Consider the following 12,933-nt stretch of genomic DNA (forward strand, 5'->3'; position numbering starts at 1 on the left):
TATCGAAAATAGCTCGGTGCGACCAACCCCGCAAGCCGCGGTTTCCGCGTCAGCCCGAGGTCAGGTGCTCGATCAAGGTGCGGTGGAGGACCGGCTCGGCTCAGCACTCACGGCAGTCCGGGGCGTCCGGCCGCCGATGAACACGGCGACGGCCGCGCCGGCCAGGCAAACCGCCGACGTGATCAGGAAGATCGCACGGTATTCGGTCAGCAGCGCCTCGCGGACCGCGCCGAGGTAGTCGGCGAGTGCGTGGTCGTAGGCCGGTGCGGAGGGGAACAGGATCCGGATCGGCGGGTTCAGCGACGCGGTCAACGTGTGGAAGTAGTGCAGGCCGAAGGCGGACACGGCGGCGACGCCGACCAGCATGCCGGTCATCCGCGCGACCACGACCGCGGCCGCCGCGGCGCCGTGCTGGGCGCGCGGCACGGCACGCAGCGCGACCGCCGACAACGGGGCGATGACCAGGCCGAGCCCCAGGCCGGCCAGCGCCAGGTCGACGTCGAGGCGTGGCAGCCCCAGGATGGACCTGGCGCGAGAACGTCGGCGGGCCAGCGGGACATCAGCAGGTAGCCGCCGGCCGCGATCAGCATCCCGGCGCCGGCGATCCAGCGTTCGCCGATCCGCGTGGCGAGCAGGCCGCCGAGCAGGGCACCGACCGGCAACGCGACCAGGAACCTCAGGAGGAGCTCGACACTGCCGCCGTCGTCGCGGCCGAGCAAGGTCTGCGCGAACAGGTCGACGTCGACCAGCGTGATCATCAACGCCGCCCCCGCCGCGACGCTCGTCGCGAGTGCGGTGAGGAACGGCCGCAGCGACACGTTCGCGGTGTCGACGAGCCGGACCTCGGCGCGCGACTCCCACCAGAGGAACGCGACGAGGCTGAGCCCGGCGCCGATCAGGCACGGCACGCCCCACGGCGGCAGCACCTGCTCACGCGGGTTCGGGTTGTCCAGGCCGATGACGAGCAACGCCAGCGTGAGCGCCACCAGCGCGGCACCGCCGAGGTCGACTCGCGGCCGTACGGCAGGTTTGGTGCCGCGCACGGAAACCTGCACCGCGACGGCGGCCAGCACGGTCAGCGGGACGTTCACCCAGAACACGCCGCGCCAGCCGGTCGCGGCGGCCAGCCCGATCCCGTAGAGCGGCCCGAGCACACTGCCGAGCTCCTGCGCGGCGCCGACGGTCCCCAGTACGGCGGAGCGGCGGTTGCCCGGCCACAGATCCGCGGCCAGCGCGAGGGTCACCGGGAGCAGCGCGCCCCCGGCGGTCCCCTGGATCACCCGGCCCACGACCAGCACCGGCACCGTGCCGGCCAGCGCGGTGACGACCGACCCGGCGAGGAAACCACCGAGGCAGGCCTGCAGCAGCAGCTTGCGGCCGAACCGGTCGGAGGCCTGGCCGAGCAGCGGCATCGCGGCCACGTAGCCGAGCAGGTAGCCGGTGATCACCGGCGTGACGATCTCCAGCCGGTTCACCGGAACGCTCAGGTCGTCGATGATCTGCCGCAGCAGGCCGACCACGACGTAGGTGTCCAACGCGCCGAGCAGCACGGCGAGACCACCGGCGCCGACCGCGAGCGCGCGGCCGCCGCGCGAGCCGGTCAGCCCGGTCACGCCGGCGCGGTGACGGTGACTGGCTTGTCCACGTCGGACAGCGTCACGTCGACGCTGGCCCCGCCCTGGTAACCCAGCGAAGCCTTGACCGGCAGGTGGCCGCCGTCCTGGCGGAGCCAGAAGGTGGCGTTCGCGTCCGAGGACGCCCCCGGCACGAGGGCGGCCAGCGCGTCCTTCGGCACCGTCCCGGTGACGCGGTACGTCGGCGTGCCGTCGACGTCTTCCTTCCCCTCCGTCTTCGGGTTCTGGACCGAGGACAGCACCTTCGGGATGCCGCGCTGCGGGTCGAGGATCGCGGACGGGTCGTAGATCGAGGAGCTCAGCATCGCGGGGATCTGCTGGAACCCGCCGGTGGGTCCCTTGATGTACAGGGAGCCGTTCACGAGGACGAACTGGGCGTCGACGACCTGGCCCATCAGCTCCAGCGTGCCGGTGCCCTTCGCGCCACCGCCGTTGGCCTTGGTCAGGTCACCGTCGAGGCTGTGCACGCTCAGGCCCGGCACGGTGCCGTTGACCTTCAGCGTGAAGTGCGTGCTGGTGACGCCACCCGCGGCCTGCGCGCTGTCCTTGAGGAGGGCGCCGGCGTCGGGCAGCGACGCGCCGCCGTCGGAGGAGGAGCAGCCGGTGACGATCGCCGCGCTCAGGGCCATCGCCGCGAGCAGGGTACGCCGCAGAATCATGCGCCCACCCTAGATCAGGAGCCGCATCCCGGGACAAACCGCCTCGCGATCGTGACGGAGTGACTTTCCCGCGGATTCAGGGTTGTCCCGGCGGAGTCGGGCCTCCGCGGGAGAACGGCGATGATCTACAAAGGACGCAACGCGGTGGAGGAAGCCCGGCGCGTCTGAGCGGCCCGGTCCGCCCCTCCCGCACGTGGTGCGGCCGGCGAACCGCCGGTCGCACCACGCGCACCCCTCAGTCACTGATCGCTATCTGTTGTCGCCGTCCTGCGGGAGCGACGCCGGGACCGGCGGGGTCACGCGGGCGACGTCGCCGCTGAGCACCCACGCGCGCCGTCGACCTGTGGCTTGTTCTTCACGCCCGGCGGGGCCGAGCCCGGCACGATCGACGACAGTGCGCCGATCTTGCCCTTTCGAACGCGCCGGGAGCCCCGCCGGTGAACGGGAGTTCGTAGGTGAAGGCCTGGATCCGTCGATCCTGGCTGCGTCGAAGGCGTTGCGTGCCGCCGTCCACGGCCGCGCGGGCCCGGCAGACGCCACGATCACGGAGCGCGTCCACAATCCGTCGACACTACGTCAACCGGGGGTAACCGGGTCGCTGGAACGGCCTAGGGCCGAGCGGGATTGTCGACGGATTGTCGACGGCTCGTGTCAGCGTGGTCCTCACAGGGACTGGGGGTTCTGCCTTATGGAAGAGAGACCACCGACGTTGCGGGTCGTCGTCATCTCACCCGTGCGCATCTACGTCGAAGGCCTGGCGCGGCTGCTCGACGCCGAGCCCGGCATCCGGCTGACCGGGACGGCGGGTGGCGTCGACACCGCCGTGCCGCTGCTGGACCGGCCGGACGTCGACGTGATCCTGCTCGACATGACCGGGGACATGGCCGGTGAGCGTGGGTTGACCGCGCTGCACCGGCTGGCCGGGATCACCGCGGTGCCGTGCGTCGTGCTGGGCATCCCGGACCGGCCGGCCGAGGTGATCGCCTGCGCCGAGGCGGGGATCGCCGGTTACGTGACGAACGAGCACGGCTTCGCCGATCTCGTCGGCACGCTCCGCTCGGCCACCAAGGGCGAATTCACCTGCGGGGCGGACATCGCCGCCGGACTGGTGGACCGGTTGGCCGCGCTGGCCCGCGATCGCCGTCCCGCGGCGTTGGTGAACCTGACGTCCCGTGAGCTGGAGATCGTCGCGTTGATCGAGTCCGGGTACTCGAACAAGGAAATCGCCCGGCTGCTGCAGATCCAGCTCACCACCGCGAAGAACCACGTGCACAACATCCTCGAGAAGCTGGGTGTCCGCGGCCGGGGTCAGGTGATGGCGGCGATCCGCGGGCGGCAGTGGGGCATCGAGACCGCGCCCCCGCCGTTGCGGGTGCTGGCGGAATCCAGCTGATCCGGATCCTTTGCAGACCGAACCCTGATCCCGGGGATTCATGACGGTCGCCGCACCGGCCAGCAGACTCGGTGTCCGAGGTGGTGAACGCCGATGGGTCCGATCCGAGTTCTCATCACACACATGGTCGCGCTCGACTGCGACATCGTGCGGCGGATCGCGGGGGAGCGGACCGACATGACGATCGTGGGCTCCGTGAGCGGGCCCGAGGAGGCAGCCGAAGCGCTGTTCCGCCCCGGGTTCGACGTCCTGTTGCTGTCCGCGTCGCGGCCGGATTCGCTGTGCGGCTATCTCGACCTGATGTGGGACAACCCGCGGCTCGGTGTCGCGGTCGTCGATCCGACCGACCGGCTCGGGGTGGTCCGGGTGTGCCGGATCGTCGAGCGGGCGCGGGGCGCCGGTGCGGGGTGGCCGGAGTACCTGGCGGCCGTGCTCCGGTCGGCCGCCGACCCGGGCTGACAACCAAACGAGGAGGAACGAACATGGCCGTGCGGATCAGGAGCCTGCTCGTGTCCGGCCCGATCTCGGTGCCGCTGAGCACCGGCCGGACCGTGCGCCTGTCCCCGGGACAGGAGTCGGACGAAGTGCCCGACGTCGAGGTCGCCGGCAGCGACAAGGTCGAGAAACTGCGCCGGCGGGGACTCATCGACGTCGAGACGGTCGACGACGCCGCCGCCGAACCGGCGCCGGAGCGCCCGCGTTCCCGGAAACGTCCGGACACCACCGAATGAGCGAGAGGAGACGATCATGCCGACCCTGAGCTATCCGGGTGTCTACGTCCAGGAAGTGCCCGGCGGGGCGAAACCGCTGGACACCGCGAGTACGTCGACGGCCGCGTTCGTCGGGCTGACCGAGCGGGGACCGGACACCGGCCCCACCCTGGTCACCAGCTGGACGGCCTTCCAGCGCACCTACGGCTCGTTCATCGCGGACGGCTTCCTCGCGCACAGCGTGTTCCAGTACTTCAACAACGGCGGCCGGCAGTGCTACGTCGTGCGGGTCACCCGTTCCAACGCCACCGTCGCGAGCGTGACGGTGAACAACCGGGCCGCCGCCCCGATCGCCGGCTTCACCTTCAGCGCCAAGAACAAGGGCGCCTGGGGCAACACCCTGCTGCTGCAGATCGAGGACGGCACGCTGGACCCCGGCAACCTGTTCAAACTGTCGGTACGCCGCCAGGACAACGCGAGCGTGCTGCCCGATGATCCGCTCGGCATCGTCCCGCTGGAGGTGTTCGACAACCTCAGCATCGACCCGGGCTCGCCGGACTACGTGGCCGCCGTGGTCGGCCGGGGTTCCGCACTGGTCGACGTGCAGGTGCTCCCGGCCAACGCCGCCAGCCTGCAGCACGGCGTGCATCGCGGCGGCGTCAACCCGGTGCTGCCGCTGAACGCCAACCTCAGCTTCCGGATCAATGTGGACGGTGACGGGCTCCAGACCGTGACCCTGCCCACCGCCGCCGGCACGGCGACCGCGCTGAACGACGTCCGCGACGCGATCCAGGCCGCGGTGCGGTTGCTGGTCAAGAAGAAGACGTCCACCGACCCGGCGGCGTTCACCGCCTTCGCGTGCTCGGTGGAGACCGTCGGCGCGCAGTCCCGGCTCGTGCTGCAGTCCGGCACCGGCACGGCCGCGTCCTCGGTGGCGGTGCAGCCCGCCGCGGCGAACGACGCGTCCATCCAGCTCAAGCTCGGTGACGGCGGCGGTGGCCGGTCGGAGAGCGGCAACGCCGTGCAACGGCCCGCCAACGCCACCGCGATCCAGGTCGGTGACGCGGCCGTGGCCGCACCGGTCACCGCGGCGGTGGCCGGATCCGACGGCACCACCGCGATCAGCGAGACGAGCTTCAGCAACGCTTTCCCGCTGCTGGACCGCGTGACCGACTTCAGCCTGCTCGCGGTGCCGGGGGAGAGCACCCCGGCGATGGCCGATCTCGGCATGGCCTACGCCGCCAACCGGCCGCTGCAGGACGTCTTCTACCTCGGTGAGACCGGTTCGCACGACGACACCGTCGCCGAGGCGACCGCGTTCCGCAACCAGCTCACCACGGCGAACTCCTACGGGGCGGTGTACTTCCCCTGGGTCAAGGCACTCGACCCGACCGGCCAGTCCAGGGACCCGATCCTGCTGCCGCCCTCCGGTCACGTCGCGGGCCTCTACGCCCGGATCGACGCGGCTCGCGGCGTGTGGAAGGCGCCGGCCGGCACCGAGGCGAGCCTCAACGGCGTCGTCGGCCTGGCCGTGGAACTGTCCGATGTGGACCACGGGAACCTGAACCCGAAGGGTATCGACGTCATCCGCCGGTTCCCCGGCGCGGGCGTGGTGGCGTTCGGCGCCCGCACCATCTCGTCGGATCCGTCGTGGCGCTACGTTCCGGTCCGCCGCACCGCCATCATGCTGCGGGTCAGCATCTACAACGGTATCCAGTTCGCCGTCTTCGAGCCGAACGACGAACCGCTGTGGGCGCAGCTGCGGCTGGCCGTCGGGTCCTTCATGACCGGCCTGTTCCGCCAGGGAGCCTTCCAGGGCGCGACGCCGGCCCAGGCCTTCTTCGTGAAGTGCGACGCGGAAACCACGACGCAGGCCGACATCGACGCGGGCGTGGTCAACGTGCTGGTGGGCTTCGCGCCGCTGAAGCCGGCCGAGTTCGTCGTGGTCAGGATCAGCCAGCAGGCGGGCTTGGCCTCCGGATAGTGCTGCGGCGCAACGAAAGGAGTAGGGCCAGATGGCCAAGTTCACAGTCAACACCACACGGTTGGACCCCTACCAGGGGTTCCGGTTCAAGATCAAGGTGGACGGCCAGTACGTGGCCGCCCTGAACAAGTGTGGCGCCCTGAAGAAAACCACCGAGGTCACGCCGTGGTACGAGGGCGGCGACGCCAGCGGTCCGCACCAGATGCCCGGCAAGACGAAGTACGACGCGATCCTCATGGAGGCGGGAGTCACCCACGACACCACCTTCGAGGACTGGGCCAACAAGGTGAACAACTTCCAGGGCGACGCCGCGACGTCGCTGGCCACGTTCCGCAAGGACATCACCATCGAGGTCTACAACCTCGGCGGCCAGAAGGTGCTGGCGTACAACGTCTACCGCGCCTGGGTGTCGGAGTACCAGGCGCTGCCCCAGCTGGACGCCGGTGGCAACGCGGTGCTGATCAGCACGGTCAAGCTGGAGAACGAGGGCTGGGTTCGGGACACCTCCGTGACCGAGGTCAAGGAGAACTGATGAACCTGTTGCCGGGCGGCTACCGGGACGCCGGCGGAGTGCTGCACCGCGAGTTCGAGCTGGCGCCGCTCACCGGTCGCGAGGAGGAGCTGCTGGCCCACCGGTCGGCGGCACCCACCGCGGCGCTGGTGACCGACGTGCTCAGCCGCTGTGTCGCCCGGCTCGGTGCGATCAGCCCGGTGACCCAGGACGTCACCCGGCACCTGCTCGTCGCCGACCGGCTCTACCTGCTGCTCCGGTTGCGGCAGGCCACGTTCGGCGATGTCGTGCGGGCCGCCCTGACCTGCCCGTGGGCGGAGTGCGGCGAACAGATGTCCGTCGACTTCTCGATCGCCGACGTGCCGGTCGACGAGCAGCCGGACCGCGCTCCGCAGTACGCGATGACGCTGTCCGGCGGCACGGAGGTCGCGTTCCGGCTGCCGACCGGCGCCGACCAGGAACTGCTGTCCGAGCGGCTCGCGGCCAACGAGGCCGAGGCGCTGACCGCACTGCTGTCCCGGTGCGTCCTGCGGATCGGGGACCGCCCGCCGGACCCCGACCGCGTGGCGGCTCTGCCGGCCGCCGCCCGGCTGGAGATCGAGGAACGGATGCGGGAGCTGGCGCCGAAGGTCGAGCAGACCCTCGCCGCGCGCTGCGCCGAGTGCGGCCGGACGTTCGTGGCGCCGTTCGACGTCCACCGGTTCTTCTTCGGCGAGCTGCGCACCGACGCGACCGTGCTCTACCAGGAAGTGCACTACCTGGCCTACCACTACCACTGGAGCGAGGGCGAGATCATGGCGATGACCCGCGACAAGCGGCACACCTACATCGACGTGCTCGCCGACACGATCGAGGTGCTCAACAGTGGCGCCTGACGGTTACCTGCGCGGTGTGCTGGCCGACGGAGCGCGGCCGTTCGGATTCCGGGCCGGCGTCCGCGAACTGCTCGGCGCGGCCGACGACAACGGCGTGCGGGTCGCCTTTCCACCCCGCCCGCCACGCGGTGTCTTCCGGTACGTGCGGCAGCACGCCCCGGCCGCGCCGGGCACCGCGGAGTGGGACGACGGGTCGTACTGGCTGGCGGAGACGGACGACTTCGAGCTCGCGCCGGCACCGGTCCCGGTGAATGTTTCGGATGCCACCGAACGCCGGTCCGATCACCTGAAGCGCGTCGTCGAACCGCCGGCCACCGCGCACGCGGCGGAACCGGTGCGCCCGGGGACGGCCGCGACTGCCGTCGAGCCGACGCCCCGGCCGGTCGACGCGAGAGTGGCGGAGGCGTCACCGGCCGACGCCGCCGCGCCGGAACGGTCAGCCGCCGCGCCTCTCTCCTCGCCGGGGACCGCCCTGCCTGCCACCCCGTCGGCGACGCGGGCGAAGAGCCAGGGGGCACCGGGGATGTCCGCGCCGGCTTCCGGCTCCCCGCGGCCGACGTCGAACCCGCCGGCCGAGCGGCCCGGGCCCCTCGGGCTCACCCGCCGGCCGGACGCGCCGGCCGTCCGGCCGGAACCTGCGGTGGCCGCGACGGTGACGCCCGTCGGTTCGGCGCGGCCTGCCGCCCTGTCCGGCCCGGAACGGCCCACCGAGACCCCGCGACCCGCGCCGGTGACCGGCCGCACCCCGGCCGCACCCCGGCCGATCCGCACGCTGAGCGCGGCAGCACCGGCGGTGCGTCCGGAGCGGAAGCCGGACCACGGGCTGGGCGCCGTCCAGTCCGTGGTGGCCTCCAACCGGCCGCCGCACCGGCAGACTCCGAAGCCGGACGGCACCGTCGTGGAGACGCCGCCGGTCGTCGCGCCGCCACCGGCGCCGCCGCGGATCGTCGTGGTGCACGCGCCCGACGAAGCCGTGGCCGTCCCGGCGTTCTGGGAGCGCCGGAACCTCGGCCGCCTGACGAACCGGATCGTGCGATGAGCGCGGGCACGGCGATCGGCATGGTCAGCGCGTCGCTGCGCAACCTGCTGGTCGGCGAGATGCGGCTGAACCCCGCGCCGGACGTGACGATCCTGGCGCCCGACGAGGCGAGCACGACCAGGCGGGTCAACCTGTTCCTCTACAAGCTCGCCGAGAACCAGTTCCTGAAGAACCAGGACTTCACCGTCAAGGCCGGCAGCCCGAACCAGCTGGTGCCGGCGCCGCTGTCGGTCAACCTGTTCTACCTGCTCACGCCCTACGCGCCGAACGACCCGCTGGAGGGCAACGCCACCGCGCACCAGATCCTCGGCGAGGCGATGCGGGTGTTCTACGAGAACCCGGTCGTCCCCGCGATCTACCTCGATCCCGGACTCGCCGACGCCAGGGAACACCTGCAGATCGCCAGTGACCTGCTCGACCCCGAGGAGCTGCGCGGCATCTGGACCACGTTCTCCCAGCCGTTCCGGCTGTCGGTGATGTACCAGGTGTCCACCGTCCAGCTCGACCGGCTGCCCGCCGCGCAGCGCCCGCTGGCCAACCGCGTGCGCACGGTGGGCGTGCCGGAGATCAGGGCGCCGCTGGACCTGCCCGTGATCACCGGCATGACGCCGGCCGCGGGCCCGGCGGGCACCGTCGTCACGTTCACCGGTGCGCACCTGGCCGGCTGGCGGGGCATGGTCTCGGTCGGCGACCGGACCGTGCTGCCCGGCCAGCCCCTGACCGCCGATTCCTTCACCGCCGCGGTGCCCGCGCTGAGCGCCGGCTTCTACGAGCTGCGGGTGGACGTCGCCCAGCTGGCCCGGCGCACGTTCCTGTTCGAGGTGACCCCATGACGGCCTACCGCGACCCCGTCGAGCACCTGGCCGACGAGCTCCGCCGGCTGGATCTGCTGATCGGCGCGCGTCTGACGTCGCTGTCGCTGCACAACGAGGAGTTCCCGGAAACCCAGCCGGCGCGGGCGGTCTACATCACCCGGGACGAGGTCGACTGGCTGCTGGCCGACGGCCGGGACGGCATGACGCCGATCGAGAGCGTCGCGCTGAAGCAGTTGTCCCTCGAGATCGACGCGAGAGTAGAGGCCAGCGATGACCTGCCGCTGGTCGCGCTCGGCCGCCTGTTCGGGCTGTCCGCCGTCGAGCTCGGTGCCGTGGTCGTCTGCCTGGCCCCGGAGCTGCGCCACAAATACGATCGCGTGTACGCCTACCTGCAGGACGACATCACCCGCCGTCGCCCCAGCGTCGACCTGATCCTGAAGCTGCTGTGCGACGGCGAACCGCGGCGGTGGGCGGCCACCGGCCTGTTCACCGCGACGGCACCGCTGCTGCGGTACGGCATCCTGCGTCCGGTCGACGACCCGCAGAGCCCGTCGGGCTCCTCCGACCTGGCGCGATTCCTGGTGCTGGACCCGCACATCCGCCAGTTCCTGCTGGGCGTGGCCGGCCTGGACCCGCGCCTGGCCGGCCACGCCCGGATCCACCGGCTGTCCGACGCCGACGCCGACACCGCGGACCCGGTGGCCGACCGCCTCGTCCGGCTCTCGCCGCGGGTGTGCTACCTGCACGGCCCGGCCGGTGCCGGCAAGCTCGACCTGGCGGCCCGGGCGAGCCACCGGATGGGCCTGCCGCTGCTCAGCCTGAACGCCGCGACCCTGCCCGAGCAGGACGCCGCCGAGCTGATCCGGCTGACGTTCCGCGACGCCCTGCTGCACGATGCGGCCGTGCACATCGCCGACCTGGCGCCGGTGCACGAGCCCGCGCTGCGCTCGGCCGTCGAGGACCACCCCCGGCCGGTCTTCCTCACCGGCGAGCCGGAATGGGCCGGCACGCTGGACGTCCACCCGATCGCCGTGCCCCTGCCCGACGTCGACCGTGCCGTCGAGCTCTGGAACCGGCACCTGACCCCGCACACCGATGCCGCCGCCGCGTGGGCGGCCGAACTCGCCGGCCGCTACCGCCTGCCGCCGGCCCGCATCCGGGCCGCCGTCCGCCTGGCCGACGACCTGCGGCTGGCGCAGCCGCGGCCGCGTGCCCTGACGCTCGCCGACATCGCGGCCGCCTGCCGGCAGCAGTCCGCGCGGACCCTGGGCGGGGCCGCGGTCAAGGCGACCTGCCGGGCCGGCTGGGACGACCTCGTCCTGCCGGCCGACCGCGTCGGCCGGCTGCGCGACATCCGCGACCAGGTCGTGCACCGGCGGCGGGTGCTGACCGACTGGGGCTTCGGTGCGAAACTCAGCCGTGGCACCGGCCTGACCGTGCTGTTCAGCGGCGGGCCGGGCACCGGCAAGACGATGGCCGCCGAGGTGCTGGCCGGCGACCTGGACCTCGATCTGTACACAGTGGACCTGGCGGGAGTGGTCAGCAAGTACATCGGCGAGACCGAACGCAACCTGGCCCGGATCTTCGAGGCGGCGGCGAGCGCCAACGCCGTCCTGTTCTTCGACGAGGCCGACGCGTTGTTCGGCAAGCGCACCGAGGTGAGCGACGCGCACGACCGGTACGCCAACATCGAGACCAGTTATCTGCTGCAGCGCATCGAGGAGTACGAGGGGATCGTCGTGCTCGCGACCAACCTCCGGCAGAACATGGACGACGCGTTCCTGCGGCGCATCCGGTTCGTCGTCGAGTTCCCGTTCCCGGAGGCCGAGGACCGGCGCCGCATCTGGCGGGCGGTGATCCCGCCCGGCGCGCCACTGGCACCGGACGTCGACTTCGCCGACCTGGCCGCGCGGTTCGCCGTCACGGGCGCGAACATCCGGAACATCGCGGTGAACGCGGCGTTCCTGGCCGCCGCCGACGGCGGCGTGATCCATCGGTCGCACATCCTGCGCGGCGTGCAAAGCGAGTTCGTGAAGATCGGCAAGCTGTGGCCCGATCTTCCGGTCCGGACGGGGGAGTCATGAGCGACGGTTTTCCGAACAAGCCCAAGATCCTCCGGGGCGCCTTCGTCGAGTTCGGCCTGAGCGTGCCACCGCTGGTCGTCGTGTTCCAGTTCAACCCGGTGCAGTTGACCCGCAGCCGCGCGCTCACGTTCGCCTTCCCCGGCGTGCCCGGTCCGACGCCGACCGGTACGGCGCCGGCCGCCGTACCGCAGCGCAGTCTCCGGCAGGCCCGCGCCGAATTCGGCGACCTGCTGGAACTGCAGAAGCAGCAGCTGGTCGCGGTGCAGGACCAGACGATCGCGTTCGACATCCGGTTGGACGCCACCGACAAGCTCGACGCCCGGGACGGCATCACCGAGCAGTTCGGCATCGGACCGCAGATCTCCACGCTGGAGCTGATGGTGGCGCCCAAGGACGAGAGCCTGCTGGGCGGCGCGGTCGGTGCGCTGCTGGGGAAGTCGAAGGGTTTCAGCTTCGCCAGGAGCCCGAACCCGCCGATGATCCTGTTCGTCTTCGGCCGCAAGCGGGTGCTGCCGGTGAACATCACCACGATGGGCATCACCGAGACCGAGTTCAGCGCCGATCTCAACCCGATCCGCGCGACCGTGTCGGTGAACCTGACGGTCATCGAAGGCAAGAACCTGCCTTTCCTGTACTCGAAGTCGATGCTGGAGGCGATGTCCGTGCTGAACGTGGCCAACGCCGCCGACGCCGCCAACGTCGTGGTCCCGGGGTGATGTGACGTGTTCGGCAAGCTTTCCCGGTACCGGCTGGTGCCCGACATCGCCGTCGTCGACGCGCGCGGCCGGGTCGTGGCCGCGAAGGACTTCCGGCCGCTGCCCGAGGTGACCGGCACGTTCACGCACACGGTGGACGGCGGCGACCGCCTCGACCAGCTCGCGTTCACCTTCTACGGCCAGCCGTCGCAGTACTGGCACGTGTGCGACGCGAACCCGGACTTCCTGTCCCCGCTCGCCCTGCTGGGCCAGGAACCCTTGGTCACCACGCGGTTCCCGGTGACGGCCGCCGGCACGCCCCCGTGGGCGGCGCTGCGGGCGGCGCTGTCGGGGACCGTCGGCGTCGACGCGGTGATCGTGACGGGCGACACCATCGAGGTCACGTACAACCGGACCGACCTCGACGTGACCGCCGTGATCGACGTGATCAAGGCGGCCGGCTTCACCGTCGGCTTCCCGGCCGACAGCGGCCGGCTGGGCCGGCAGATCGTCATCCCGCCGGCGGTGAGCTGA

At 71.5% G+C, this 12,933-nt stretch carries 14 protein-coding genes; 11 read left to right on the forward strand and 3 right to left on the reverse strand.

Annotated elements, in window-relative coordinates; translation table 11 throughout:
• Window positions 1-72 precede the first annotated feature (72 nt).
• Genes AA23TX_RS50085 through AA23TX_RS12960 form a run of 3 tightly spaced genes read right to left on the reverse strand, consistent with a single transcriptional unit; the run spans window position 73 to window position 2,293 of the window.
• Complete coding sequence (locus tag AA23TX_RS50085) at window positions 73-426, reverse strand: hypothetical protein (RefSeq protein ID WP_230862465.1); 354 nt, start codon at window positions 424-426, stop codon at window positions 73-75.
• The gene (locus tag AA23TX_RS12955; RefSeq protein ID WP_230862466.1) at window positions 372-1,613 is read right to left on the reverse strand and encodes an MFS transporter; all 1,242 of its coding nucleotides are present in this window, start codon (window positions 1,611-1,613) and stop codon (window positions 372-374) included. Before AA23TX_RS12955 ends, AA23TX_RS50085 begins: the two co-directional genes overlap by 55 nt.
• On the reverse strand, window positions 1,610-2,293 hold the full coding sequence (locus tag AA23TX_RS12960; RefSeq protein ID WP_155542771.1) for an LppX_LprAFG lipoprotein: 684 nt from the start codon (window positions 2,291-2,293) through the stop codon (window positions 1,610-1,612). Before AA23TX_RS12960 ends, AA23TX_RS12955 begins: the two co-directional genes overlap by 4 nt.
• Window positions 2,294-2,981: 688 nt before the next feature.
• On the opposite strand from AA23TX_RS12960, the gene AA23TX_RS12965 reads away from it, so the two are divergent.
• The 11 genes from AA23TX_RS12965 to AA23TX_RS13015 all read left to right on the forward strand — a co-directional run bounded on the left by AA23TX_RS12965 (window position 2,982) and on the right by AA23TX_RS13015 (window position 12,933).
• Window positions 2,982-3,686, forward strand: coding sequence for a LuxR C-terminal-related transcriptional regulator (locus tag AA23TX_RS12965; protein ID WP_155542772.1), 705 nt, complete (start codon window positions 2,982-2,984; stop codon window positions 3,684-3,686).
• A 123-nt stretch (window positions 3,687-3,809) separates the two neighbouring features.
• A complete protein-coding gene (locus AA23TX_RS12970; protein WP_155542773.1) occupies window positions 3,810-4,145 on the forward strand; it encodes a hypothetical protein in 336 nt (111 codons plus the stop codon).
• Between the two features lie 23 nt (window positions 4,146-4,168).
• Window positions 4,169-4,417, forward strand: coding sequence for a hypothetical protein (locus AA23TX_RS12975; RefSeq protein ID WP_155542774.1), 249 nt, complete (start codon window positions 4,169-4,171; stop codon window positions 4,415-4,417).
• A 16-nt stretch (window positions 4,418-4,433) separates the two neighbouring features.
• On the forward strand, window positions 4,434-6,380 hold the full coding sequence (locus AA23TX_RS12980; protein WP_155542775.1) for a phage tail sheath subtilisin-like domain-containing protein: 1,947 nt from the start codon (window positions 4,434-4,436) through the stop codon (window positions 6,378-6,380).
• Window positions 6,381-6,411: 31 nt separating this feature from the next.
• Window positions 6,412-6,912, forward strand: coding sequence for a phage tail protein (locus tag AA23TX_RS12985; protein ID WP_155542776.1), 501 nt, complete (start codon window positions 6,412-6,414; stop codon window positions 6,910-6,912).
• Complete coding sequence (locus tag AA23TX_RS12990) at window positions 6,912-7,766, forward strand: T4 family baseplate hub assembly chaperone (protein WP_155542777.1); 855 nt, start codon at window positions 6,912-6,914, stop codon at window positions 7,764-7,766. Before AA23TX_RS12985 ends, AA23TX_RS12990 begins: the two co-directional genes overlap by 1 nt.
• A complete protein-coding gene (locus AA23TX_RS12995; RefSeq protein WP_155542778.1) occupies window positions 7,756-8,805 on the forward strand; it encodes a hypothetical protein in 1,050 nt (349 codons plus the stop codon). Before AA23TX_RS12990 ends, AA23TX_RS12995 begins: the two co-directional genes overlap by 11 nt.
• Complete coding sequence (locus AA23TX_RS13000; RefSeq protein WP_155542779.1) at window positions 8,802-9,638, forward strand: Pvc16 family protein; 837 nt, start codon at window positions 8,802-8,804, stop codon at window positions 9,636-9,638. The genes AA23TX_RS12995 and AA23TX_RS13000 overlap by 4 nt, the downstream gene beginning before the upstream one ends.
• Window positions 9,635-11,704, forward strand: coding sequence for an ATP-binding protein (locus tag AA23TX_RS13005; RefSeq protein WP_155542780.1), 2,070 nt, complete (start codon window positions 9,635-9,637; stop codon window positions 11,702-11,704). The genes AA23TX_RS13000 and AA23TX_RS13005 overlap by 4 nt, the downstream gene beginning before the upstream one ends.
• Window positions 11,701-12,420: a hypothetical protein gene (locus AA23TX_RS13010; protein WP_155542781.1), complete on the forward strand. Its 720-nt coding sequence runs from the start codon at window positions 11,701-11,703 to the stop codon at window positions 12,418-12,420. The genes AA23TX_RS13005 and AA23TX_RS13010 overlap by 4 nt, the downstream gene beginning before the upstream one ends.
• Before the next feature lie 6 nt (window positions 12,421-12,426).
• On the forward strand, window positions 12,427-12,933 hold the full coding sequence (locus AA23TX_RS13015) for a hypothetical protein (protein WP_155542782.1): 507 nt from the start codon (window positions 12,427-12,429) through the stop codon (window positions 12,931-12,933).

This window comes from Amycolatopsis camponoti (assembly GCF_902497555.1).
In the GTDB taxonomy this organism is placed as follows: Bacteria; Actinomycetota; Actinomycetes; order Mycobacteriales; family Pseudonocardiaceae; genus Amycolatopsis; species Amycolatopsis camponoti.